The sequence below is a fragment of the Streptomyces sp. NPDC006655 genome (assembly GCF_040703965.1).
GTDB lineage: Bacteria > Actinomycetota > Actinomycetes > Streptomycetales > Streptomycetaceae > Streptomyces.
In genome coordinates, this window is sequence record NZ_JBEYJU010000002.1 from 42,464 (window position 1) to 65,471 (window position 23,008).

The window sequence follows — 23,008 nt, forward strand, 5'->3', positions numbered from 1 at the left end:
CGCGTGCGTTGCCCAAGCGATGCCGACTGATGTTGGTCATCGGGTCCTGAGATGCGGGATAATGGCTTGGAAGCAATCTGTTCGATGCCGGTGTCGCGTGTCCCCGTCAGGATCACGCGTGCCCTCCAGGGCCGTCGGTAGCCGATGAGCTGTTGTCAGGAAGGGGAACGAGCATGGCGGCCATGAAGCCGCGGACGGGTGATGGCCCGCTCGAGGTGACCAAGGAGGGGCGGGGCATCGTCATGCGCGTTCCGCTCGAAGGCGGCGGTCGGCTCGTCGTCGAGCTGACCCCTGACGAGGCCGCGGCGCTCGCCGACGCCCTCAAGAACGTCGTCGGCTGAGCGTCAGCGACCATACCCTTTCGGGCGCCCCGGCATCGTCAGCGGATGCCGGGGCGTCGTCGTACCCGGTCCCTGTGGACGCTACCGCTTGACCGCGCACAGCAGCCCGTCGCCCACCGGCAGCAACGACGGCACCAGCTCCTGGGTCTCCCGGACGGTGCGCAGCAGCTCCCGCAGCCGCAGCACCTCGGTGGGCTGCGGGCCGGAGTCGACAGTACGGCCGTTGGCGAAGACGCCCTCGAACACCACCAGGCCGCCGGGGCGCAGAAGGCGCAACGATTCAGCGAGATAGTCGGAGTACTCCTGCCGGTCGCCGTCGCAGAAGACCAGGTCGTAGCCGGCGTCCGCGAGGCGGGGGAGCACGTCGAGGGCGCGGCCGGGGATGAAACGGGCCCGGTTGCTGGCGAAGCCGCAGGCGCGGAACGCCTGCCGGGCGAACTGCTGGTGCTCCGGCTCGGGATCCACGGTGGTCAGCACGCCGTCCGGCCGCATGCCGTGCAGCAGGTGCATCCCGGACACCCCGCAACCCGTGCCGATCTCGGCGACCGCCTTGGCGTCCACGGAAGCGGCGAGCATGCGCAGCGCGGCGCCCGTGCCGGGCGACACCGAGCGCAGCCCTGCCTCGCGGGCCCGGTCCCGGGCCCAGCGCAGTGCTTCGTCCTCGGCGACAAAGGCGTCGGCGAACGCCCAGCTCGTCTGCCGGTTGCCGGTAATGACCCTCTCCTGTCCCCGTGGTTGCCTGGGCGTGACTGTATCCGTTGGCGCCGGGAACCTGCTGATGGGACCAGGCGTTTAGAGGGATGGAAGACAGGGCGGGGAGACACGAATGGATCACGACGGCGAGACGGTGGCCGATCACTCCCTGGTGCGGCAGGACAGGCCCTGCCAGCGCGGATCAAATTCTCGTAAAACCGCTTATCCGGTGCTAACGGGCGAGGTGGCTATGGTAGGGGCTCCACTGGACACCACCAGAGCCGACAGGGGAGGTGCGGCCGCGCCTGAGGACCGGGGCGGAGTGCTGAAGCGCTTCCTCGGGTCGGCGGGCAGGCCGAAATCCGTGAACGACACCGCTGCTGACCCCAGCCACGCCGACGCGCTCGCCATGGGCGAGGACCGTACCGCGACCTTCTCGACCGACGCGGACGGGCAGGCATGGACTCCGCCCACGTGGGAGGAGATCGTCAGCACGCACAGCGGCCGCGTCTACCGCCTGGCCTACCGCCTCACCGGCAACCAGCACGACGCCGAGGACCTCACCCAGGAGGTCTTCGTCCGCGTCTTCCGCTCCTTGTCCACCTACTCGCCCGGCACCTTCGAGGGCTGGCTGCACCGCATCACGACCAACCTGTTCCTCGACATGGTCCGGCGCAAGCAGCGCATCCGCTTCGACGCCCTCGGCGAGGACGCGGCCGAGCGCCTGCCCAGCCGCGAGCCCACCCCCTCGCAGGCCTTCAACGACGCGCACTTCGACGCCGACGTCCAGCAGGCCCTGGACACCCTGGCGCCCGAGTTCCGGGCCGCCGTCGTCCTGTGCGACATCGAGGGCCTGTCGTACGAGGAGATCGCCGCGACCCTCGGCGTCAAGCTCGGCACCGTCCGCTCCCGCATCCACCGTGGCCGCTCCCAGCTGCGCAAGGCCCTCGCGCACCGCTCGCCGCAGGCCCGCAAGGCGGAGCGCCGCTCCTTCGTGCCCCGGGTTCCCGCACTGGGAGGAGGGGGCGCGACCGCGTGAGTGGATCACGACCGAAATCCGCCGGGCGACAGCTGGCGGAGCAGCATCTGGGAGACCGACTCTCCGCCCTCGTGGACGGAGAGCTCGGCCATGAGTCGCGTGAGCGCGTCCTGGCCCATCTGGCCACCTGTGCCCGGTGCAAGGCGGAGGCGGACGCCCAGCGCGCCCTGAAGAACGTCTTCGCCGAAGCCGCCCCGCCGCCGCCCTCGGAGAGCTTCCTGGCGCGCCTTCAGGGGCTGCCCGGGGGAGGCGACGGCGACGGCGGCTCGCCGTTCGGCGTCGGGGGCCCCTCGGGGCGCCGGTCCGACGGCGGGGTCTTCGGCGTGAGCCGGGACGACCGCTTCGAGTTCGGCTACGTCCCCGCCCGCCCGCACGACCCGGCGGCCGCCGGGCGGGGCTTCCGCGTCCACCCCGTAGGCCGCCCCGACCACGACCGCTCCGCGTCGTTCGGTGTGCGGTTCGCGTTCGTCGCCGCCGGCGCGGTCTCGCTGGCCGCCGTCGCTCTCGGCGGTGTCACCGCGGGCCTGCCCGGCTCCCCGGCCGCCGACGCCCGCTCCACCGGCGGCGGCAACGTGGCCCCGGCCGGCACGGCGGGCGCGGGCACGGCCGGTACCGCCGACTCGCAGCGCCGCCGCTCGGCCGGTCCCCTGCTGTCCTCCGGGGCCCTGCTCGGTGACGCCACCGCCGCGCCCACCTCGGTGTCCGCACCGCTGCTGCCCGGCGTGCCCTCCCCGGCCGCCGCACAGCAGGCGCTGCGGGAACTGACCGCACCGGTGATGGCCGGCGCGGCCGCGGTCTCCCCGCTGATACGACCGCTGACCGCCGCCTCGCCGTTCTCCCTCACCTCGTGGACCGCCACCCCCGAGGCGACCGGCGCCGCCCTGCTCGCCGCACCCGTCCCCGACACGACCTCCGCTCCCTCGCCCTCCTCCCACGGGGCCCACTGACCGCCTGGCGACGTCCCGCGCGCTCGTCCTCGGGGCACTCTTCGTGCCCTTCCGTAGGCAAACAACCCGGAAAACCGGTCGTACACACGGAGTCGGACACCTCGGGACGGTACCGGTCGGACAGGTCCGCCGGGTACCGTGGACCCGGCCCGGACCACGGAAGACACGCAACAGCGACCGGAGGGCCGAGGACCGAGGACATCGCAAGGAGCTTCAGGTGTTCAATGACATAGGACCACTCGAGCTGGTGACCATCGTCGTCATCGCCGTGCTCGTCTTCGGTCCGGACAAGCTCCCGAAGGTCATTCAGGACGTCACGCGGACCCTCCGCAAGATCCGGGAGTTCTCGGAGAGCGCCAAGGAAGACATCCGGCAGGAACTCGGCCCGGAGTTCAAGGACTTCGAGCTGGAGGACCTGAACCCCAAGACCTTCATCCGCAAGCACCTGGACGCCGACGAGCTGGGGCTGAAGGAGATCCGCAACGGCTTCGACCTGAAGAAGGAGATGGCCGAGGTCACGGACGCGGTGAACAGCCGCGAGGCCGAATCGTCCCCTGCCGCCTCGGGCAGCGGCTCTTCGGCGGGCGGCCGGATCGACATGACGAAGAGGCCGGAGGGCCCCGGCGGGGACGAGCGTCCGCCGTTCGACGTGGACGCCACCTGACCAGGACCGGACACCCGGACACGGGTGGCGCACGTGACGCGTCTCATAGCGCGCACGCGCCGCTCACGGCTTGATCCGGATGCCCGCGCGACCCACCCGCCGGGCGGTTTCGCCGCTGGTTGCAGCGGTGTCGATATGCTGCCGAGTTGTTGTGCGGACCGGACGAGTGCGCCCGAAGGGGGGCGGGCCGCTCCGGACCGACGAGAGCTAGGAGGCGTCCGGGCAGATGGAGACGACAAGTCAGGTGGACGGACAGGCACCGGCCGCCGCGGGCGGACAGCAGTCCCTCTCCGCCCGCCGCACGGCGGACGGCTACCTGGAGGCGCCCTTCCCCTGGTACGGCCTCGACGAGGCGTTCACGGGGCCCCGCTGGCTGATGCAGGTGGGTACGGCGGCCGACGGTGCGGTGGAGCACGGGTCGATCGGGCACGGGGACGAACCCTCGGTGCGCAACGAGCATCTGGCCGCGTCCGTCGGTGAGCCGCGGGAGAAGTTCGCGGTCGTGGTGACCGTCGCGGCGAGTCCGTCCCGGCGCAGCGCCGACGGGACCGGGCTCCTCGAGGCCACGTCCGTGTCGTCGGCCGCGTGGCTGGCGGGTGTCGGGCTGCTGTCCTTCACCTGGCCGGGGCAGATGGACCACAGCCTGCGGGACGACTGGCTGGAGCAGCAGACCGAGACGGCGTGGGAGCTGGCCGACGAGTTGAGCGGGCCGGAGTGGTCGACGCTGTCGCTGCCGGTGGACGGGGTGGCCACGCCGTTCCACTACCGGGAGTCGGAGTTCGGGTGGGTGCTCGCCGGGTCGACCGAGGTGGGGGTGCATCTCGGGGCGTACGGGCGGGGGATGTCGGCCTATGGGCTGGGGTTCGCCGTGATCAAGGACATTGCCGAGTACGTGTGAGTTTGAGGGGGCGCCGGTGGGATGGGCGCCCCTTCGCCGTAGCGGGTTGCGGGCGTCGTGCGACTGCGGGTGCGTGGTGGTTGCTCGCGCAGTTCCCCGCGCCCCTGACGGGGCGCAGTTCCTCCCCCAGCCTTCGGCCGGGGGTACCCCCAGCGCCCCTGAAGGGGCGCGCTGCAAGAGGCCTCTTTTAGAACTTGTTGCGGGGTGTGATGCCCAGGGACATGCCTGAGAGGCCGCGCTGGCGGCCGCCCAGCTTGCCGGCGATGCCGCGCAGGGCGGCGGCCGCCGGGCTGTCCGGGTCCGTCAGGACGACCGGCTTGCCCTCGTCGCCGCCCTCGCGGAGGCGGACATCGATCGGGATGTTGCCGAGGACCGGGACCGTGGCGCCCGTCGTGCGGGTGAGGCCGTCGGCGACCAGCTGGCCGCCGCCCGTGCCGAAGACGTCGACCATCTCGCCGCAGTGCGGGCAGGGCAGCCCGGACATGTTCTCGACCACGCCCACGATCTTCTGGTGGGTCTGTACGGCGATGGAGCCGGCCCGCTCGGCGACCTCGGCCGCCGCCTGCTGAGGCGTCGTCACGACCAGGATCTCGGCGTTCGGGACCAGCTGGGCGACCGAGATGGCGATGTCACCGGTGCCCGGCGGCAGGTCCAGGAGGAGGACGTCGAGGTCGCCCCAGTAGACGTCCGCGAGGAACTGCTGGAGGGCGCGGTGCAGCATCGGGCCGCGCCAGACCACCGGGGCGTTGCCCGGGGTGAACATGCCGATGGAGATGACCTTCACGCCGTTCGCCGACGGCGGCATGATCATGTTCTCGACCTGCGTGGGACGGCCGTCGGCACCGAGCATGCGCGGGACGGAGTGGCCGTAGATGTCGGCGTCGACGACTCCGACCTTCAGGCCGTCGGCCGCCATCGCCGCCGCCAGGTTCACCGTCACCGACGACTTGCCGACGCCGCCCTTGCCGGAGGCGACCGCGTAGACCCGGGTCAGGTTGCCGGGCTTGGCGAAGGGGACCTCGCGCTCGGTCTGGCCGCCGCGCAGGGCGGACGCCAGCTCCTTGCGCTGCTCGTCGCTCATCACGTCCAGGGTGACGTCGACGCGGCTGACACCGTCGACCCGGGAGACCGCCTCGGTGACACGCTGGGTGATCGTGTCGCGCATGGGGCAGCCGGAGACCGTCAGGTACACGGTGACCGCGACCGCGCCGTCCTCCCCGATCTCCACCGATTTGACCATCCCCAGTTCGGTGATGGGTCGGTTGATCTCCGGGTCGTTCACCGTCGCCAGTGCCTCGCGCACCGCGTCTTCGCTAGCCATACTGACGATGGTACGGCGAGGCGCAGCGCCTCTATAACGCCCCTCACCGGTCGTCTACGTCACGTCCCGCCGACCGTTCTGCCGGGAATACGGCACCTTCGTGGTGGTGGTGCCCGTCCCGCCGTTCGTCCATCTCCTTGAGCAGGTCCTGCAGCTCGGAGCGGATCCAGTCCCGGGTCGCCACTTCGCCCAGGCCCATCCGCAGGGCCGCGATCTCCCGGGTCAGGTACTCGGTGTCGGCGATGGACCGCTCGTTCTGCTTGCGGTCCTGTTCGAGGTTGACCCGGTCGCGGTCGTCCTGCCTGTTCTGCGCCAGCAGGATCAGCGGGGCGGCGTAGGAGGCCTGCAAGGACAGGGCCAGGGTCAGGAAGATGAACGGGTACTCGTCGAACCGGAACCTGCCGGGCGCCGCGATGTTCCACAGCACCCACGCGATGATCACGAACGTCATCCATACGATGAACCGTCCGGTGCCCAGGAACCGGGCGATGCGCTCGGACAGGCGGCCGAAGGCCTCCGGGTCCCACTCCGGCAGCAGCCTGCGCCGCGGCGGACGCGGCTGGTCCAGCCGGTAGGCCGCGCGTGGCCTACCGGCCGCGGTGGCACCGGCCGGTGTCCGCTCGCGGCCGCTCTCACGCTCGGGCGCCATGGCCCCCCACCCCCTTGTGCGCCTCGTTCTGCGGCGCCTGCTCCTCCTCGGCCAGGTGGAACTCGGTCTCCCGCCAGTCGTCCGGCAGCATGTGGTCCAGTACGTCGTCCACGGTCACCGCGCCGAGCAGCGACCCCGTCTCGTCCACCACGGGCGCCGCGACCATGTCGTAGGTGGCGAAGAACCCGGCGATGATCGGGAGGGTGGCGTCCGGGTCGAGTGGTTGCAGGTCGTCGTCGATGACGAGCGAACTGACCAGGGTGTACGGGGGGTCGCGCAGCAGCCGCTGGAAGTGGACGGTGCCCAGGTACTTGCCGGTCGGGGTGTCGTCGGGCGGCCGGCAGACGTAGACCTGGGCGGCGAGAGCCGGGGACAGGTCGGGGTTGCGGACCCGGGCGAGGGCGTCGGCGACGGTGGCGTCCGGCCGCAGGACGATGGGCTCGGTGGTCATCAGACCGCCCGCCGTGTGCTCCTCGTACGACATCAGGCGCCGCATCTCGGCCGCGTCCGCCGGCTGCATCAGGCTCAGCAGCCGTTCCTTGTCCTGTTCGGGGAGTTCGGCGAGCAGGTCGGCCGCGTCGTCCGGGTCCATGGCCTCCAGGACGTCCGCCGCCCGCTCCTCCTGCAGCTTGCCGAGGATCTCGATCTGGTCGTCCTCGGGAAGTTCCTCGAGGACGTCGGCGAGGCGGTCGTCGTCGAGGGCGGCGGCCACCTCGGCGCGGCGCTTGGCGGAGAGGTGGTGCAGCACGTTGGCGAGGTCGGCGGGGCGCAGCTGCTCGAAGGTGGCGAGCAGGCTCTCGGCGCCCTGCCCGTGTTCCTCCAGTGCGAAGCCGCTGACCTGTGACCAGTCGACGGTCAGCGTCTCGCCCCTGGCCCGCCGGAAGGTGCTCTTGCGTCCCTTGCGGACGAAGACCCGGTCGGCCTCCCACTCCCGCCGGGCCGGCCGCTGCATCACGCCCAGGTCCAGGACGGTGACGTCCTCGCCGGTCTCGGTCAGCTGGACGCGGCGGTCGAGGAGTTCACCGAAGACCAGGCGTTCGGTGGGGCGCTGTTCGAAGCGGCGCACGTTGAGCACGCCGGTGGTGATGACCTGGCCGGACTCGATGCTGGTCACCCTGGTCATCGGCAGGAAGATGCGGCGCCGGGTGGAGAGTTCGACCACCAGGCCGAGCAGGCGCGGGGGTTTGCGGCTGACGCGCAGCATGACGACCAGGTCCCTGACGCGGCCCACCTGGTCGCCGTTGGGATCGAAGACGGCGACACCGGCGAGGTGCGAGACGAAGATGCGGGGAGCGCCGGCTGCCATGGCTTCGCTTCCTTTGCCTGGTGAGGTGGCGATGGACGAGTTTCCTGCCGTTCGGGCCCGCCTGATGGGCTTCAGGCTAGCCCGTACCGATTGGATACGCCCTGGTGGGCGGTCCGGACGGACTGGCTCCGCCGGGTGGGCGGGGCACCGGTACGCTGCGGTACGCCGTGCCGGACCCGTCTGAAAGGTGGCCCTGCCCGTGACCGCGATTGCTCCGGGCCGTACTCGCCGCGCCGCGCTGGTGACCGCGCTGTGCGCTCTGGCCGTCCTGACGGGATGCAGCGAGGATCCGGACGCGGGTACGAACGGGGTCGGCAAGCTGTCGCCGGGCGCGATCCAGTCGAGGACGCGGGCGGCGGCGGCCTCGGTGGCGACGGTACGGATGGCGGGGACGGTGGTCACCAGCGGGCGCACGTACCAGCTGGACATGCGCCTGAACGAGGACGGCGGGACCGGGTCGGTCACGTCGAAGGGGTCGACGTTCCAGCTGCTGCGGGTGAACGACACCCTGTATCTGCAGGCCGACGCGGGGTTCTGGAACCACGCCGACGGCAGTGACACGGCCGCCGCCTCCAAGCTCGACGGCAAGTACGTGAAGGTGCCTCGGACGGATCCCGCGTACAAGAAGTTCAGCGGCTTCACGGACAAGGACGTCCTCCTCTCGGGCCTGCTGACCCTGCACGGTTCTCTCGCGACCGACGGCCACCACGAGCAGTCGGGTACCCCCACGATCCGCATCACCGGTGACAGCGGTTCCGGTGGCACGCTCGACGTCTCCCTCGAAGGCAAGCCGTACCCCCTTCGCCTGCAACGCGGCGGCGGCGCGGGCACCCTCACCTTCTCCGACTGGGGTAAGGACTTCAGCGTGGCCGAACCGGAGAAGGGTGAGACGGTGGACTACGGGAAGCAACTGCCCTCGTCGTAGGGGTGGGACGGGACGAGGACCTGCGTGCTTCGGGCCGTCGCCGTCACGCGGACCGTTCGCTCTTTCTCCGTCTGCCGAGCAGGCGCGGCAGACCTGCGGGGACCGGGCGCCGGGTCGTCGCCGTGGACGGCACGGGCGCTTCGGCCAGGCTGTCCTCGGGCAGGGGCGACAGCGTCCCCGTCGGCCGCAGGCGCAGCACCCGGCACTCGCGCGCCCAGCGGTCCGTCATGGCCTCGCCGTCGGGGGCGTTGAGGCGTTTGCCCTTGAGCTCGGCGACCGCGGCGTCCCATTCGGCGGAGCCGGCCGGCAGTTCCGCGACCGTCGCCGTCCAGGTGACCAGCCGGCCGCCCTTGTCCTTGCTGCGGACGGTGACCTCCGCCGCCCCGCCGTCGGCCAGCCCGGTCAGCGGCTGCTCGGCCCCGTCGCCGACCAGGAACACGCTCCCGTCGGCCCACGCGTGCCACATCGCCCGGGCGGCCGGTGCCCCGGCGGCCCGCACCCAGATGAGGCCGGACTTCTTGGTGGCCTCCTCGACGAGGGCCTGGTCGAGCAGCTCGCTTGTCATGGCGCTCACCCTAGAGCCAGCCGTTGCGCTTCAGCGTCCGGTGGATGCCCAGGCAGATGCAGACGGTGATGCCCATGATCACCGGGTAGCCGTACTTCCAGTGCAGCTCCGGCATGTACTTGAAGTTCATGCCGTACACCCCGCACACCATCGTCGGCACGGCGATGATCGCGGCCCATGCCGTGATCTTCCGCATGTCCTCGTTCTGCGCCACGGACGCCTGCGCGAGGTTGGCCTGGAGGATGGAGTTGAGGAGTTCGTCGAAGCCGACCACCTGCTCCTGGACGCGGGCGAGGTGGTCGGCGACGTCCCGGAAGTACTTCTGGATGTCGGGGTCGACGAGCCGCATCGGGCGTTCGCTCAGCAGCTGCATCGGGCGCAGCAGCGGCGACACCGCACGCTTGAACTCCAGCACCTCGCGCTTGAGTTGGTAGATCCGCGCGGAGTCGACACCGCGGGACACCCCGCCCTTGCGGCCCGGTGTGAAGACCTCGGTCTCCACCTCGTCGATGTCGTCCTGCACGGCGTCGGCGACCGCGACATAGCCGTCGACGACATGGTCGGCGATGGCGTGCAGCACGGCTGAGGGGCCCTTGGCGAGCAGCTCGGGATCGTCCTGGAGCCGGTGCCGCAGCGCCCGTAGCGAGCCCTGGCCACCGTGCCGGACGGTGATGAAGAAGTCCCGGCCGGTGAAGCACATGACCTCGCCGGTCTCCACGACCTCGCTGGTGGCGGTGAGCTGGTCGTGCTCGACGTAGTGGATGGTCTTGAAGACCGTGAAGAGGGAGTCGTCGTAGCGCTCCAGCTTGGGGCGCTGGTGGGCCTGGACCGCGTCCTCCACGGCCAGCGGGTGCAGCCCGAACTCGCTCGCGATGCCGGCGAATTCGGCCTCCGTCGGCTCGTGCAGGCCGATCCACACGAAGCCGCCGTCCCGGCGCACCAGCCGCATCGCCTCGTGCGGGGTCAGCGGCTTCCCCGTCTCGACGCGGGCGCCGTCGCGGTACACCGCGCAGTCGACGACGGCCGAGGGCGTACCGGGGTCGCGGGTGGTGTCGTACGCCCCGTTGTCCGGCCGCAGGCTCTTGCGCAGCGAGGGGCGGGACGGACGGACCACGGCGCGCAGGTCGCGGATCATCGACATGGGCAGGCTCCTTCGCGACAGGCAGCGAAAGATCGCCGGCGAACGGGTGGAACTACCCGGAATGAGGACGTCCTGACTGCGGATGTTTGGCGCGTCCACAAAGCGGGGAGCACCGCACCGTTGCGGTGGCGACTTCGCTACTGATTCGGATCAGACGAACAAATCCCGACGGATCCGGAAGGGATCGGTCAGCGGGATCAGGCAAGCGGAGACGAAGTGCTCTTCCGAACGACGACGCGCACGAAAAGGCGGTAGCCAGCCAGAGACGAGATTCAGCGGCAGGAAGAGCGAGTGGTACTGCACGGGTGACTTCGATCCATGACAGCCCCACCTCCTCCAGCCGGTCCCTCGTAAGGGAGTCCTGTCGGCGTCGGGGTCTGACCGCGACGCTCAGCGTGCTGCCCCGAACCACCGCGGCCAGACTAGCAGCAGCCCTTGGTGTCAAGCCGCCGCTTTGCCCGGTGCTGACGAGTTCTATGCTCACGACATGGCTGATGTTCTTCCTCTGGTCGAGGCCCGGTTGACCACCGCACTGGGCGAACCGGACGCGCGCGCCGCGGTCACCTTCCTCGGCACGGACCGCATCGAGGTGCTCCGTTTCCACGAGGACCTCCAGGGTGAGGACGTCGTCCGCTACGCCACGCTCGGCATGTCCGCGCACCCCATGACCGACCCCACGGCGATGGTCGCGGACCCCGTCAAGGGGCCCCGCGCCGAGCTGGTGCTGTCGGTCCGGGCCGGCCGTGCCGAGACCGACGAGGTGCTCCGCGCGCTCGCTGTCCTCGCCGCTTCCCCGCAGGTGGAGGGGCTGGTCGTGGCCCCCGGCGCGTCCCTCGACGTGGGCGAGCCGCTGTGGCCGGGCGCCCCCTTCACCTCGGTCCTGGTCGGCGAGCCGGGCGGTCTTGTCGAGGATCTGGAGCTGGACGGGCCGCTCGATCCCGTACGGTTCCTGCCGCTGCTGCCGATGACGCCGAACGAGGCCGCCTGGAAGCGGGTGCACGGCGCCCAGGCGCTCCAGGAGCGCTGGCTCGCGAACGGGACGGACCTCCGAGACCCTGCCCGGAGGTCCGTCCCGCTGGACTGACCCGTCAGCCGGCCGCGCCGGGTGAGCAAGCTCACGAAGCGCGGCCCGGAGGGCGTCAGCCGGCGAACACCGTGACGCCGTCCTCGCTGAGGTGCTTCGGCTCCAGTTCCTCGGCCTCGTGGTTGAGCGCCCTGCGCCGTACCAGCACCACGGCCGCGCCCAGCACGGCGGTGACCGCCGCCACCAGGAACGGGACGTGGATGTCGCTCCACTCCTCGATCTTCGGCGCGAAGTAGGGCGCGGCGGCCGCCGCGAACCAGCGGACGAAGTTGTAGCCCGCGCTCGCCACCGGGCGCGGCGCGTCCGACACGCCGAGCGCCAGTTCGGTGTACACGGTGTTGTTCACGCCGATGAACGCGCCGGACAGGATCGTGCAGACGATCGCGGCGGTGTGGCCGCCGTAGCCGAGCACGAGGACGTCCGCGGCGAGCAGCACCAGCGAGCCGCCGAGCACCTTCAGGGAGCCGAACCGCTTCTGCAGGCGCGGCGCCACGAGCACCGAGAACAGCGCGAGCAGCACACCCCAGGCGAAGAACACCGCACCCGAGCGGTACGGGGTCATGTTCAGCACGAACGGGGTGAAGGCCAGCACGGTGAAGAACGTGTAGTTGTAGAAGAACGCCGACGCCGCGGCGGAGGCGAGGCCGCCGTGCCCCAGTGCCTTGAGCGGGTCGAGGATCGACGTCTTGCGGGCCGGCTTCGGCTGCTCCTTCAGGAACGCGGTGATGCACAGGAAGCCGACCGCCATCAGGGTGGCGGTGCCGAAGAACGGGTAGCGCCAGCTGAGGTTGCCGAGCACCGCGCCCAGCAGCGGGCCGCAGGCCATGCCGAGGCCGAGCGCGGACTCGTAGAGCAGGATCGCGGCGGCGCTGCCGCCGGCCGCCGCGCCGACGATGACCGCGAGGGCGGTCGAGACGAACAGGGCGTTGCCGAGGCCCCAGCCGGCCCGGAAGCCGACCAGCTGACCGACGGTGTCCGAGGTGCCGGCCAGGCCCGCGAAGACGACCACGAACGCGAGGCCGAGCAGCAGCGTCCTGCGCCCGCCGATCCGGCTGGAGACGAACCCGGTGAGCAGCATCGCCACGGCGGTGATCAGGAAGTACGAGGTGAAGAGCAGGGAGACCTGGCCGGCCGTGGCGTCCAGGCCCTTGGCTATGGACGGCAGGATCGGGTCGACGAGTCCGATGCCCATGAAGGCGACCACGGACGCACCCGCCGTCGCCCACACGGCCTTCGGCTGCCGCAGGATGCCGCCTGCTCCCGCGTCGAATGGGTCGGCCATGCGCTTCCTCCGCTCCTACAGATTTGGTTGGTGTTTACACATACTAAGTTAGGTCGGCTAATAAATGCAAGATGCATGTAGTTCCGTCCGGTGAACGGTTCGGTCCGGACGGGTGATCGTCCTTGACGTGGGGGATTCCGGGTAGGACCGTGGGGCCCTATGAGGGGCGAACCCAGTTGCCCGAAGTGTGGTGGCCGGGTCAGGGCTCCCGGACTTTTCGCCGACACCTGGCAGTGCGATCTGCACGGGACCGTGTACCCGGTGCAGCCCGTGATCCCGCCCAGCGTCGAGGCGCTCGACGTGGTGGTGCACCGCACCCAGGTACCGGTGTGGATGCCCTGGCCGCTGCCGGTCGGCTGGCTGTTCACGGGCGTGGCCTGCGCCGGCGACGACCGCAGCGGCGGCCGGGCGACCGCCGTCGCCTGCTCCGGGCCCGCACCGCTCGGCGGGATAGGGGAGATGATCCTGGTCGCCGAGGAGCTGGGCGTCGGCCTCGGTGCACGGTACGCGGGCATCGACGGGCCGGATCCCGGGCCGTACATGAGCGTGGAGAAGCCGCCGCAGGCGAAGGTGCTGGCCGCGGGGCGTCCCGCGCCGTTGTGGCATGTCACCGGGCCGCCCGACGACCGGGCCGTCTTCGCGGGTGAGGCCCGGGGGCTGTGGCTGTGGGCCGTGGTGTGGCCCGAGCAGACCGGGCTGCTGATGTACGACGAGCTGGTGCTGACGGATCTGCGGGACGCCGGGGCCGAGGTGGACCTCGTGCCCTGCGGGGCGCTGTCGCCCAGGTTGCTGGAGCCGTAGGACCGGGCGGGTTCCTCGCCCCTCGGGGCGCGCCTCCTGCGCGTCGCCTGTACGGGGTGCCCCCGGCTTTCGGGTGTGACAGGACACCCTCTTCCGGCGGCTATCCTTGACGCGTCCCCATCCGTATCGCCCCGCTGGAGTCCGTGTCGTGCGCATCGATCTGCACTGCCACTCCACCGCGTCCGACGGTACGGACACCCCCGCCGAGCTGGTGCGCAACGCCGCCGCCGCCGGGCTCGACGTCGTGGCGGTGACCGATCACGACACCACCCGCGGGTACGCCGAGGCCGTCGCCGCGCTGCCCGCGGGGCTCACCCTCGTGACCGGGGCAGAGCTGTCCTGCCGGGTCGACGGCGTCTCCCTGCACATGCTGGCCTACCTCTTCGACCCCGAGGAGCCGGCGCTGCTCGCCGAGCGCGAGCTGGTCCGGGACGACCGGGTGCCGCGCGCCCAGGCCATGATCGCCAAGCTGAACGCGCTGGACGTGCCGGTGACCTGGGAGCAGGTCGAGCGGATCGCCCGGGGCGGGTCCGTGGGGCGGCCGCACGTCGCCTCCGCGCTCGTCGAGCTCGGTGTCGTACCGACCGTGGACGGCGCCTTCACCGAGAAGTGGCTGGCCGACGGCGGCCGCGCCTTCGTGGAGAAGCACGAGACCGACCCCTTCGAGGCGATCCGGCTGGTCAAGGGCGCCGGTGGGGTGTGCGTGTTCGCGCATCCGGCAGCCGCCAAGCGCGGGCGCACGGTGCCCGAGTCGACGATCGCCGCGCTGGCCGCGGCCGGTCTCGACGGCATCGAGGTCGACCACATGGACCACGACGAGGCCACCCGGGCACGGCTGCGGGGTCTCGCGGCGGAGCTGGGTCTGCTGGTCACCGGGTCCTCGGACTACCACGGCAGCCGCAAGACGGTGGCGCTCGGCGCGTACACGACCGACCCCGAGGTGTACGGCGAGATCACGCGCCGGGCGACGGGCGCGTTCCCGGTCCCGGGGGCCGGCGGGGCCTGAGGCCCGGCCCTCGCCCGTCCGGTCTCCCTTCCCGGGCTTTCCCCTCACGCTTTCCTCCCCCCAGCTTCCTTCCCAAGCTTCTTCGCAAGCTCCTTCAGCAAGGCCTGTAGCTCACCCATGTTCGACCTCGCCGTGTTCGGCTCCCTCTTCCTGACCCTTTTCGTCATCATGGATCCCCCCGGGATCACCCCGATCTTCCTCGCCCTCACCGCCGGCCGGCCCGGCAAGGTGCAGAAGCGGATGGCCTTCCAGGCGGTCTGCGTGGCGGGCGGTGTCATCACCGTCTTCGGCCTCCTGGGGCACCAGATCCTGGACTACCTCCACGTCTCCGTGCCCGCGCTGATGATCGCGGGCGGGCTGCTGCTCCTGCTCATCGCCCTCGACCTGCTCACCGGCAAGAACGACGAGCCGAAGCAGACCAAGGACGTCAACGTGGCGCTCGTACCGCTGGGGATGCCGCTGCTGGCCGGGCCCGGCGCGATCGTCTCGGTCATCCTCGCCGTGCAGAAGGCCCACGGCGTCGCCTCGCAGATGTCCGTGTGGGCCGCGATCCTCGCCATCCACGTCGTGCTGTGGCTGGTGATGCGCTACTCGCTGCTGATCATCCGCGTCATCAAGGACGGAGGCGTGGTCCTGGTGACGCGCCTCGCGGGCATGATGCTGTCCGCGATCGCCGTGCAGCAGATCATCAACGGCGTCACCCAGGTCATCAAGGGCGCCTGAGCCCCGCAGGCCCCGGCAAGCGCGGAGCCCCCGCACGGCGTGAGTGCCGTGCGGGGGCTCCGAAGACTCTGCGGTGTTCCGCGTGTCGGTGTGGCTCGTCTCTCGTATTCCGTTACGACGTCTGGTTCTCGGCCGGTCGGATCCACAGGCGCTGCCCGACGGCGGCGGCCTGCTGCACGATCCTGTTGACGGAGGCGGCGTCCACGACAGTGCTGTCCACGGTGGTGCCGTCGACCTCGTCGAGTCGCATGATTTCGAAGCGCATGGCCTCTCCCTTCGTCTGGTGTTCCGTTCCATCCAACGACTTGCGTGTTACAAACATTCCCTACGCTAAATAAATTTTTCGAACGTCTAACTACTGACCGGTACGAGTATCGACGAGACTGACCGGGACCGGTTGTGTTCGCAGCGTGACCGCCGGGACAATGGAGGTGATGAACGACGACCTCCCTGCCCTCCAGGCCCGTATCGACCGCACGAACGAGCTGCTCACCCGCATGCTCGCCGAAGTGGCCAAGACGCCCTCGACGCACGCGATCTTCGTCGACGCGGGCTACCTCTACGCGGCCACGGGCCGGCTCGTCGCCGGTACGGAGGACCGCCGGGCCTTCGACCTCGACGCCGAAGGGCTGATCGAGGCCCTCATCGACAAGGCCCGCCAGATCTTCGCGGACAGCAGGCTGCTGCGCGTCTACTGGTACGACGGCGCCCGCCGCCGCATCCACACCGCCGAGCAGCAGGCCATCGCCGAACTCCCCGACGTCAAGGTCCGCCTCGGCAACCTCAACGCCAACAACCAGCAGAAGGGTGTCGACTCCCTGATCCGCACCGACCTGGAGTCACTCGCCCGGCACCGCGCGATCAGCGACGCGGCCCTGCTCGGCGGCGACGAGGACCTGGTCTCCGCGGTCGAGGCCGCCCAGGGGTACGGCGCCCGCGTCCACCTCTGGGGCATCGAGTCCCCCGAGGGCCGCAACCAGGCCGAACCGCTGCTCTGGGAGGTCGACAGCCAGCGCACCCTCGACCTCCAGTTCTTCAAGCCGTACGTATCCCGGCGCGCCGCCCCCGGCTACGACGCCGGCGCCACCAGACCCACCCGCGAGGACGTCCGCTTCGTCGGCGCGCAGATCGCCGCGAAGTGGCTGTCCGCGCGGGGGCGCGAGGCGCTGGTCGAACTGCTGCCCGGCCACCCCTACCTGCCCGGATCCGTCGACCAGGACCTGCTCGTCGAGGCCGAGAGCCTCCTCCAGTACTCGCTGCGCGGCCAGGCCGACCTGCGCCGCGCCCTGCGGGACGGCTTCTGGGACCACCTCCAGACGCAGTACTAGGGGCGCGCGTCCGGGGTGTGCGAGGCGCGTCGTGCCCTAGCCTTCCGTGCTCTCCCAGAAGGCGGCGATCGCCTCGGCGGTGGGTGCCGGCCGATCGGTGTTGGGGGAGTGCTCCGCGCCGTCGACGACCGTACGGCGGGCGCCCAGCCGCAGTGCCATCTCGTCCAGCAGCGGCACCGGCCAGGTGTCGTCCCTCGCACCCGACAGGACGTGGTACGGCAGCGCGACGGCGGCGAGTTCGGCGACGCGGTCCGGCTCGGTGCACAACTGGCGGCCGGTCGCGAGGAGTTGGGCCGGCTTGTTGTGCAGCCAGCGGCGCCGCAGATCCTCGCGGTCCACCGGGCCCTCGTCCAGTTCCTCCGGCGCCTCCAGGGCCTGCATCGCCTCCCACACCTCGGCCATCGACATCACGGCGAGGGCGTCCCGCAGCAGCTTCACGCGCTGCTGCTGGGAGGGGGAGATCTGGGCCGGGCCCGAGGCCATGAGCGTCAGCGACCGGAACGGCGTGGGGTCGAGCAGCACGGCCGCCCGGGCGATCTGACCGCCCAGGGAGTGGCCCAGCAGATGCACCGGCCGGCCGTCGCCGACGGCCGCCGCCTGCGCCAGTACGTCCCGTGCCAACTCCTCCTGGGCGTAGGCCGATTCGTCGTCCTGCGGTCCGTCCGACTCGAACTGCCCACGGCCGTCCACCGCGACGGTCCGGTACCCGTGGGCGCCCAGAGCCGGGTGCAGGAGGTTGAAGTCCTCCTTGCTGCCGGTGAACCCGGGCAGCAGCAGCGCGATCCCCCGCGGCTCCACCCCGGCCGCCACGGGCGCGTCGACGACGGCGAACTCACCGCGCGCGGTGGCGAGCGCGTACGCACGAGCACCGGCGGGCGGGACGAAGGAAGAGGGCCTGCTCATGGGGGAGAGCGTAACGGTCGGCGGGCGACGCACCGGGGGACGGTGGGTGAATCCGGGCGGTTGACCGGACGATCCTGTCACCGAGCGAGTTCGGCTTGGCGAAGACTGCGGAACACCTCCGGGGTCGTCCATCCGCGCAGCGTGGCGTGAATCGACGAGTGGAATGCGGCCTCGGCTGCGGTGGCGTTCAGGGCCCCGGCCAGTTCAAGAGTCACCAGCCCGTGCAGGGTGGCCCAGATCGACAGGGCGATCGCCGTCGCGTCGCCGGTGAGGACGGCCGCCGTCAAGGCGCGATCGATCGCCGCGAGGAGCGGAAGGATCGGGTCCCTGGCACCGGCCTCCCCCGACGGGTCGAAGGACTGCACACCACCGAACAGCACCGTGTACAGGTGGCGGTGTCCGCGTCCCCAGCGACGGTAGGCGACGGCCAGCGCGTAGAGGTCGGCGAGAGGGTCCGCGGAGGTCTGCGCCGCCGACAGGTCCTGGAACAGGCCGGTGACGGCTCTGTCGCGCACCGCACCGATCAGCCCGTCCTTACCGCCGAACAGGGAGTACACCGCCGTCGTCGACGCCTCGGCGGCAGCGGCCACGGCGCGGACCGTGAGCGACTCCCGCGGACGGGTGGCGAGCATCTCGGTCGCGCACTCCACCAGCCGCTCTTTGACGGCCTCGTCGTTTGTTCTCGGTCTACCCACGGTCGGCAGCCTACCCCTCTGATAACGTCGTTTTGAAACAGCGTTCTGAAACTGTGGGAGGCCTGCCGTGCCCCTGTCCGCCATACGCCTCGTCCGCTTCACCGGACGCTTACTGCCGGCCCTGGCCGCCGCCACGATGCTGGTCGTCGTGTTTCTCGCACTGATCGCCCTCACCGATGGGGCAGGCTCGGGCCTCGCCGCATGGTTGACAACCCTTGGAGTCGGAGCCGTCCTCGCGCTGTGGCGGGGTCGGCACCGCACCTGGCCGGCGCGGCTCGTGCCGTTCCTGCCGATGGTCGTCGCGGCGGCGTTGACGGCGACGGTCTGCATCCCGACCGTGCCGACGGCCCGGCGGTACCCGCCCGCCCTGCCCTTCGTGGCCACGCAGCACTGGAGCCTGACCACAGGCAGCCGGGTAGCGGTGTACCACTACCCGGCCGCCGACCCCGGCACCCGGCACCCCGTCCCGCTCGTGTACCTCAACGGCGGACCGGTCCGTGGCATCTCGGTGCTCGACCACCGGTTCCTGCAACTCCTGGCACGCCAGGGCTACGACGTCTACGCCTACGAACAGGCCGGTGGCGGACGAAGCGACCTGCTCCCCATGGGCCAGTACACGATCTCCAGGTCGGTCCGCGACCTCGCCGCCTTCATTGACCGCCTGGACCAGGGCAAGGTCGACATCCTGGGATTCTCCTCGGGCGGAGCCGTGCTCACCCGAGCCCTGGCTGACCCGAGCGTCGCCGCCCGCCTGCACCGGGCGATCATCGCCGAGCCCGGCCCCATGGACGGCCCTACCGCACACATCGCCGGACACCAGGGCCGAAAATCCGCGCGCGGCCTCGCGCCGGCCCTGACCGGGCCGCGATCGACACACGTTCCCCGGTACGCCGTGGCCTTCGGCCTCATGCGGCTCGGACTCCTCAGTCCCGACACCGGACTGATCGGACAGGCCGAAGGCGTCAACGCCTTCACCGCCGCAGATCTCGGCAGCGACACGTCATCCGCCTACTGCGCGCGTGACGCGCACCGCATCCCCGCTGAGGACACCGCACAGAACTTCTCCTTCAGCCCCGCCGCCAGCCTCCGCATCCAGCAGACGGTCAAGGACTCACCCTCCGTCGCACCGCAACTGAGGCGCTCCCGGACCCCCGCGATGCTGATGATCGCCGAGTGCTCCTCCCAGGTCCGTCAATGGGAGACCACCGTCCTCGCCGATGACCCCGCCATCCAGCGCACGCAGTACATGCCAGGAGTCGGACACCACATGTGGAACGGCATCGACGACAACAACGACCGGGCCGTCGCCGTCATCACCGCGTTCCTTCAGGGCGAGCGAGCACCCCTGCCGAACTACCCGACCCGCGACGAGATCCCTGCCTTCCTGCGCGACCGCAAATGAATACGGTTCAGCCGTGGCCGGCAACGGCGGGCGCAACCCCGAAGCTGCCCCGGCCCTGCGGCAGGTACAGCCAAGGGCGATCTCCGTGGTCCGGAAAAGGGCACTGTGTGGGGCGGGTGTGGCGCCCGGCACGGGGGCGGGAACGCCGACGGCCCGGCCCACGCGGGGTGGGCCGGGCCGTCGTGGTGGCTCGGTCGGCTCAGGCCTCGGGAGCCGTGGCCGTCGCCTTCCGGGTCCGGCGGACCTTCGGCTTCGCCTCGGTGTCGGCCGCCTCCGCGGACTCGGCCGCCTTGCGGGTGGTCCGGCTCCTCGGCTTGACCTCCGGCTCGCCGCTGGCCTGTGCCGGAATCTCCGCGGTGGCGGCGGCTGCCGTCTTCCGGGTCCGCCGCGGCTTGGCCTCGGCGGCTTCCGCGGTGTCCACGGCGGTCTCCGCGGCGGCGGCCGTCTTGCGGGTCCGGCGCGGCTTCGGCGTGGCCTCGGCGTCCGCCACGGCGGTCTCCGGGGCGGCGGCTGTCGTCTTCCGGGTCCGGCGCGGCTTGGCCTCGGCGGCTTCGACGGTGTCGACCGCGGCCTCGGCGGCCTTGCGGGTGCGGCGCGGCCTGGGCGCGGGGGCTTCGGCCTCGACGGTCTCCGGGGCGGCGGCGACCGTCTTCCGGGTCCGGCGCGGCTTGGCTTCCGCTTCCGTGGCCTCGACCGGCTCGGTGGCGGCGGCTGCCGTCTTCCGGGTGCGGCGGGGCTTGGCCTCGGCGGCTTCCGCGGTGTCCACGGCGGTCTCCGCGGCGGCGGCCGTCTTGCGGGTCCGGCGCGGCTTCGGCGTGGCCTCGGCGTCCGCCACGGCGGTCTCCGGGGCGGCGGCTGCCGTCTTCCGGGTCCGGCGCGGCTTGGCCTCGGTGGCGTCCGCCGTGTCGACCGTTGCCTCCGCCGTGTCGACCGCGGCCTCGGCAGCCTTGCGCGTCGTACGGCGGCGCGGCTTGGCCTCCTCCGTGGCCTCCTCGGCGACGACCGGGGCGGTGGCAGCCGTCTTGCGGGTGCGGCGGGGCTTGGTCTCGGTGGCCTCGGCGGTGTCCACCGCGACCTCCGCGGCCGCCGTCGCCTTGCGCGTACGGCGCGGCTTCGGCTCGGCGACGGCCTCCGGCTCCGGCGTGGTGGCGACCTGCTCGACCTGCTCGACCGGCTCGGCGGCCTTGCGGGTGCGGCGGCGGGCCGGGGTCACCGGGGCCTCGACGGCAACCTCAGGGGTCACCTCCGCGGTCTCGGCCGCCGGGGCGGCGGCTGCCGTCTTGCGGGTCCGGCGCGGCTTCGGCTCGGCGACGGCGGTGGCCGTCTCCACGGCCGCGGGGGCGGCCTCGGGAACCTCGGTCACCGGGGTCGTCACCGGGGCGGTCACCGCAGTGGCCTCCGCCGGCGGCGCGGTCTCGGCGGTGCGGCGGGTGCGGCGGCGGCGCGGCTTCTCCGGCGCGTCCTGCTCCGGCACGGCCTCGACCGTCTCCACGACGGCCTCGGGCGTCACGGTCACCGGCGCGGCGGCCGTCACCGGCTCCTGCGACGCCCCGCCGCGGGTACGGCGTCGGCGGCGCGGGGTCCGGGGGGCCGGGGCCTCCTCGGCGGCGGGGGCCGCGGACTCGGCGGCCGGCGACGTGGCCGTCGTACCGGCTGCCGGTTCCATGGCCGAACCGCCGCGTGTGCGACGACGGCGACGCGGGGTACGGGCCGGACGCTCGCGCTCCTCGGTGCGGGACTCGGTGCGGGACTCGTTGCGACCGCCCCGGCCCGCGCGGCCGCGGCCACCGCGGCCGCCGGTCTCGCCCAGGTCCTCCAGCTCCTCCGCGTCGAGCCCGGCGCGGGTGCGCTCCGCGCGTGGCAGGACACCCTTGGTTCCCGCGGGGATCTTCAGGTCCTCGAAGAAGTGCGGGGACGTCGAGTAGGTCTCCACCGGCTCGGGGAACTTGAGGTCCAGCGCCTTGTTGATGAGCTGCCAGCGCGGGATGTCGTCCCAGTCGACGAACGTGATCGCCGTACCCGACGCGCCCGCGCGGCCGGTACGGCCGACGCGGTGCAGGTACGTCTTCTCGTCCTCGGGGGACTGGTAGTTGATGACGTGGGTGACACCCTCGACGTCGATGCCGCGCGCGGCGACGTCGGTGCAGACGAGGACGTCCACCTTGCCGTTGCGGAAGGCGCGCAGCGCCTGCTCGCGGGCGCCCTGGCCGAGGTCCCCGTGGACGGCGCCGGAGGCGAAACCGCGGTGCTGGAGCTGCTCGGCGATGTCGGCGGCGGTGCGCTTGGTGCGGCAGAAGATCATCGCGAGCCCGCGGCCCTCGGCCTGCAGTATGCGCGCGATCATCTCCGGCTTGTCCATGGAGTGCGCGCGGTAGACGAACTGCGCGATGTTCGCGACGGTCGCGCCCTCGTCGTCCGGCGCGGTGGCGCGGATGTGGGTGGGCTGGCTCATGTACCGGCGTGCGAGGCCGATGACCGCGCCCGGCATGGTGGCCGAGAACAGCATGGTCTGGCGCTTGGCCGGAAGCATGCCGATGATCTTCTCGACGTCCGGCAGGAAGCCCAGGTCGAGCATCTCGTCGGCCTCGTCGAGGACGAGCGACTTGATGTGCTTGAGGTCGAGCTTGCGCTGGCCCGCGAGGTCGAGGAGGCGGCCCGGCGTGCCGACGACGACGTCGACACCCTTCTTCAGGGCCTCGACCTGCGGCTCGTAGGCCCGGCCGCCGTAGATGGCGAGAACGCGTACGTTGCGGACCTTGCCGGCCGTCAGCAGGTCGTTGGTGACCTGGGTGCACAGCTCGCGGGTGGGGACGACCACGAGCGCCTGCGGGGCGTTGGTGAGGGCCTCGGGGGCGGCGCGGCCGGCCTCCACGTCGGCGGGGACGGTCACGCGCTCCAGGAGCGGCAGACCGAAGCCGAGGGTCTTGCCGGTGCCGGTCTTGGCCTGGCCGATGACGTCGGTGCCGGACAGGGCGACCGGGAGTGTCATCTCCTGGATGGGGAAGGGGTTGATGATGCCGACGGCTTCCAGGGCCTCGGCGGTCTCGGGGAGGATCCCGAGTTCTCGAAACGTCGTAGTCAGGGTGCTGCCTCTTCTGTGTGGCGCGGCACGAGGCGAGCGCGGGGGTCTTTGACGGACCGTGCCGGGGACGTCGGCTGCCTTACGGACGGGCTGTGGGGGGCACGCCGTAGTGCACGGGACCTCTGCCGACGCTCTAGCGCTCGTACCGCTGAGGGTGTCTCCCTCCGGTCGACGTACGCGATGTGCCGTACGCGCCGGGAGGGCTGGCGGTTC

24 protein-coding genes are annotated in these 23,008 nt (G+C 71.5%); 12 read left to right on the forward strand and 12 right to left on the reverse strand.

All coding sequences use genetic code 11. The annotated features are described in order from the left end of the window. The first annotated feature begins 173 nt into the window (after window positions 1-173). Window positions 174-341 carry a DUF3117 domain-containing protein gene (locus tag AB0958_RS01315; RefSeq protein WP_069751535.1) on the forward strand — a complete coding sequence of 56 codons (168 nt, stop codon included), beginning with the start codon at window positions 174-176 and terminating at the stop codon, window positions 339-341. Between the two features lie 81 nt (window positions 342-422). Here the strand turns inward: AB0958_RS01315 and AB0958_RS01320 are convergent, their stop codons facing one another. Then, window positions 423-1,121, reverse strand: coding sequence for an O-methyltransferase (locus AB0958_RS01320; RefSeq protein WP_132888701.1), 699 nt, complete (start codon window positions 1,119-1,121; stop codon window positions 423-425). Between the two features lie 235 nt (window positions 1,122-1,356). Between AB0958_RS01320 and sigE the strand changes: the two genes are divergently transcribed. From sigE to AB0958_RS01340, 4 genes are all read left to right on the forward strand, one after another. After that, window positions 1,357-2,073, forward strand: a complete 717-nt coding sequence (gene sigE / locus AB0958_RS01325; protein WP_358987361.1) for an RNA polymerase sigma factor SigE — start codon at window positions 1,357-1,359, stop codon at window positions 2,071-2,073. Then, a complete protein-coding gene (locus AB0958_RS01330) occupies window positions 2,070-3,020 on the forward strand; it encodes an anti-sigma factor (RefSeq protein WP_366888213.1) in 951 nt (316 codons plus the stop codon). The genes sigE and AB0958_RS01330 overlap by 4 nt, the downstream gene beginning before the upstream one ends. 217 nt (window positions 3,021-3,237) lie before the next feature. Next, on the forward strand, window positions 3,238-3,684 hold the full coding sequence (locus AB0958_RS01335; RefSeq protein ID WP_366888214.1) for a sec-independent translocase: 447 nt from the start codon (window positions 3,238-3,240) through the stop codon (window positions 3,682-3,684). A 226-nt stretch (window positions 3,685-3,910) separates the two neighbouring features. Further along, window positions 3,911-4,582: a hypothetical protein gene (locus tag AB0958_RS01340; protein ID WP_366888215.1), complete on the forward strand. Its 672-nt coding sequence runs from the start codon at window positions 3,911-3,913 to the stop codon at window positions 4,580-4,582. A gap of 187 nt (window positions 4,583-4,769) precedes the next feature. Here AB0958_RS01340 and AB0958_RS01345 read toward each other — a convergent pair whose 3' ends face one another. From AB0958_RS01345 to AB0958_RS01355, 3 genes are read right to left on the reverse strand one after another with little or no spacing between them, the layout of a single operon-like run. Next, on the reverse strand, window positions 4,770-5,903 hold the full coding sequence (locus tag AB0958_RS01345) for an Mrp/NBP35 family ATP-binding protein (protein WP_366888216.1): 1,134 nt from the start codon (window positions 5,901-5,903) through the stop codon (window positions 4,770-4,772). Window positions 5,904-5,946: 43 nt separating this feature from the next. Further along, entirely contained in the window at window positions 5,947-6,552 is a 606-nt protein-coding gene (locus tag AB0958_RS01350) for a DUF1003 domain-containing protein (RefSeq protein ID WP_366888217.1), read from the reverse strand. Beyond that, complete coding sequence (locus tag AB0958_RS01355; RefSeq protein WP_366888218.1) at window positions 6,536-7,858, reverse strand: CBS domain-containing protein; 1,323 nt, start codon at window positions 7,856-7,858, stop codon at window positions 6,536-6,538. The genes AB0958_RS01350 and AB0958_RS01355 overlap by 17 nt, the downstream gene beginning before the upstream one ends. A 199-nt stretch (window positions 7,859-8,057) precedes the next feature. Here AB0958_RS01355 and AB0958_RS01360 point away from each other — a divergent pair, with 199 nt between their 5' ends. Beyond that, on the forward strand, window positions 8,058-8,783 hold the full coding sequence (locus AB0958_RS01360; RefSeq protein ID WP_366888219.1) for a hypothetical protein: 726 nt from the start codon (window positions 8,058-8,060) through the stop codon (window positions 8,781-8,783). Window positions 8,784-8,826: 43 nt separating this feature from the next. On the opposite strand, the gene AB0958_RS01365 is transcribed toward AB0958_RS01360, so the two are convergent. From AB0958_RS01365 to AB0958_RS01375, 3 genes are all read right to left on the reverse strand, one after another. Continuing rightward, complete coding sequence (locus AB0958_RS01365; RefSeq protein WP_366888220.1) at window positions 8,827-9,348, reverse strand: hypothetical protein; 522 nt, start codon at window positions 9,346-9,348, stop codon at window positions 8,827-8,829. 10 nt (window positions 9,349-9,358) lie between these two features. Continuing rightward, on the reverse strand, window positions 9,359-10,489 hold the full coding sequence (locus tag AB0958_RS01370; RefSeq protein WP_366888221.1) for a magnesium and cobalt transport protein CorA: 1,131 nt from the start codon (window positions 10,487-10,489) through the stop codon (window positions 9,359-9,361). A gap of 150 nt (window positions 10,490-10,639) precedes the next feature. Beyond that, window positions 10,640-10,792, reverse strand: coding sequence for a hypothetical protein (locus AB0958_RS01375; RefSeq protein WP_366888222.1), 153 nt, complete (start codon window positions 10,790-10,792; stop codon window positions 10,640-10,642). Window positions 10,793-10,976: 184 nt separating this feature from the next. Here AB0958_RS01375 and AB0958_RS01380 point away from each other — a divergent pair, with 184 nt between their 5' ends. Next, window positions 10,977-11,573 carry a suppressor of fused domain protein gene (locus tag AB0958_RS01380; RefSeq protein WP_366888223.1) on the forward strand — a complete coding sequence of 199 codons (597 nt, stop codon included), beginning with the start codon at window positions 10,977-10,979 and terminating at the stop codon, window positions 11,571-11,573. A 55-nt stretch (window positions 11,574-11,628) separates the two neighbouring features. Here AB0958_RS01380 and AB0958_RS01385 read toward each other — a convergent pair whose 3' ends face one another. Then, window positions 11,629-12,855: an MFS transporter gene (locus AB0958_RS01385; RefSeq protein ID WP_366888224.1), complete on the reverse strand. Its 1,227-nt coding sequence runs from the start codon at window positions 12,853-12,855 to the stop codon at window positions 11,629-11,631. Between the two features lie 159 nt (window positions 12,856-13,014). Between AB0958_RS01385 and AB0958_RS01390 the strand changes: the two genes are divergently transcribed. The 3 genes from AB0958_RS01390 to AB0958_RS01400 all read left to right on the forward strand — a co-directional run bounded on the left by AB0958_RS01390 (window position 13,015) and on the right by AB0958_RS01400 (window position 15,385). Then, window positions 13,015-13,656, forward strand: a complete 642-nt coding sequence (locus AB0958_RS01390; protein WP_366888225.1) for a DUF6758 family protein — start codon at window positions 13,015-13,017, stop codon at window positions 13,654-13,656. 148 nt (window positions 13,657-13,804) lie between these two features. Beyond that, on the forward strand, window positions 13,805-14,662 hold the full coding sequence (locus tag AB0958_RS01395) for a PHP domain-containing protein (protein WP_366888227.1): 858 nt from the start codon (window positions 13,805-13,807) through the stop codon (window positions 14,660-14,662). 117 nt (window positions 14,663-14,779) lie between these two features. Further along, entirely contained in the window at window positions 14,780-15,385 is a 606-nt protein-coding gene (locus AB0958_RS01400; protein ID WP_366888228.1) for a MarC family protein, read from the forward strand. 112 nt (window positions 15,386-15,497) lie between these two features. Here AB0958_RS01400 and AB0958_RS01405 read toward each other — a convergent pair whose 3' ends face one another. After that, complete coding sequence (locus AB0958_RS01405) at window positions 15,498-15,650, reverse strand: hypothetical protein (protein ID WP_165941569.1); 153 nt, start codon at window positions 15,648-15,650, stop codon at window positions 15,498-15,500. 160 nt (window positions 15,651-15,810) lie between these two features. Here AB0958_RS01405 and AB0958_RS01410 point away from each other — a divergent pair, with 160 nt between their 5' ends. Beyond that, on the forward strand, window positions 15,811-16,713 hold the full coding sequence (locus tag AB0958_RS01410) for an NYN domain-containing protein (RefSeq protein WP_366888355.1): 903 nt from the start codon (window positions 15,811-15,813) through the stop codon (window positions 16,711-16,713). Between the two features lie 36 nt (window positions 16,714-16,749). On the opposite strand, the gene AB0958_RS01415 is transcribed toward AB0958_RS01410, so the two are convergent. After that, window positions 16,750-17,616: an alpha/beta hydrolase gene (locus AB0958_RS01415; protein ID WP_366888229.1), complete on the reverse strand. Its 867-nt coding sequence runs from the start codon at window positions 17,614-17,616 to the stop codon at window positions 16,750-16,752. Window positions 17,617-17,693: 77 nt separating this feature from the next. Then, window positions 17,694-18,311, reverse strand: a complete 618-nt coding sequence (locus AB0958_RS01420; protein ID WP_366888231.1) for a TetR-like C-terminal domain-containing protein — start codon at window positions 18,309-18,311, stop codon at window positions 17,694-17,696. A 67-nt stretch (window positions 18,312-18,378) separates the two neighbouring features. On the opposite strand from AB0958_RS01420, the gene AB0958_RS01425 reads away from it, so the two are divergent. Next, window positions 18,379-19,713, forward strand: a complete 1,335-nt coding sequence (locus tag AB0958_RS01425) for an alpha/beta hydrolase (RefSeq protein WP_366888232.1) — start codon at window positions 18,379-18,381, stop codon at window positions 19,711-19,713. A 199-nt stretch (window positions 19,714-19,912) separates the two neighbouring features. On the opposite strand, the gene AB0958_RS01430 is transcribed toward AB0958_RS01425, so the two are convergent. Continuing rightward, complete coding sequence (locus AB0958_RS01430; protein ID WP_366888234.1) at window positions 19,913-22,702, reverse strand: DEAD/DEAH box helicase; 2,790 nt, start codon at window positions 22,700-22,702, stop codon at window positions 19,913-19,915. Window positions 22,703-23,008: the final 306 nt, after the last annotated feature.

Excerpts from the sequence above, each read along its gene's own strand:
- AB0958_RS01390 (WP_366888225.1), top strand. The coding sequence starts at position 13,015 with ATGAGGGGCGAACCCAGTTGCCCGAAGTGTGGTGGCCGGGTCAGGGCT.
- AB0958_RS01350 (WP_366888217.1), bottom strand. The coding sequence starts at position 6,552 with ATGGCGCCCGAGCGTGAGAGCGGCCGCGAGCGGACACCGGCCGGTGCC.
- AB0958_RS01370 (WP_366888221.1), bottom strand. The coding sequence starts at position 10,489 with ATGTCGATGATCCGCGACCTGCGCGCCGTGGTCCGTCCGTCCCGCCCC.
- AB0958_RS01400 (WP_366888228.1), top strand. The coding sequence starts at position 14,780 with ATGTTCGACCTCGCCGTGTTCGGCTCCCTCTTCCTGACCCTTTTCGTC.
- AB0958_RS01315 (WP_069751535.1), top strand. The coding sequence starts at position 174 with ATGGCGGCCATGAAGCCGCGGACGGGTGATGGCCCGCTCGAGGTGACC.
- AB0958_RS01430 (WP_366888234.1), bottom strand. The coding sequence starts at position 22,702 with ATGACACTCCCGGTCGCCCTGTCCGGCACCGACGTCATCGGCCAGGCC.
- AB0958_RS01415 (WP_366888229.1), bottom strand. The coding sequence starts at position 17,616 with ATGAGCAGGCCCTCTTCCTTCGTCCCGCCCGCCGGTGCTCGTGCGTAC.
- AB0958_RS01410 (WP_366888355.1), top strand. The coding sequence starts at position 15,811 with ATGGAGGTGATGAACGACGACCTCCCTGCCCTCCAGGCCCGTATCGAC.
- AB0958_RS01380 (WP_366888223.1), top strand. The coding sequence starts at position 10,977 with ATGGCTGATGTTCTTCCTCTGGTCGAGGCCCGGTTGACCACCGCACTG.
- AB0958_RS01385 (WP_366888224.1), bottom strand. The coding sequence starts at position 12,855 with ATGGCCGACCCATTCGACGCGGGAGCAGGCGGCATCCTGCGGCAGCCG.
- AB0958_RS01355 (WP_366888218.1), bottom strand. The coding sequence starts at position 7,858 with ATGGCAGCCGGCGCTCCCCGCATCTTCGTCTCGCACCTCGCCGGTGTC.
- AB0958_RS01405 (WP_165941569.1), bottom strand. The coding sequence starts at position 15,650 with ATGCGCTTCGAAATCATGCGACTCGACGAGGTCGACGGCACCACCGTG.
- AB0958_RS01345 (WP_366888216.1), bottom strand. The coding sequence starts at position 5,903 with ATGGCTAGCGAAGACGCGGTGCGCGAGGCACTGGCGACGGTGAACGAC.
- AB0958_RS01340 (WP_366888215.1), top strand. The coding sequence starts at position 3,911 with ATGGAGACGACAAGTCAGGTGGACGGACAGGCACCGGCCGCCGCGGGC.
- AB0958_RS01365 (WP_366888220.1), bottom strand. The coding sequence starts at position 9,348 with ATGACAAGCGAGCTGCTCGACCAGGCCCTCGTCGAGGAGGCCACCAAG.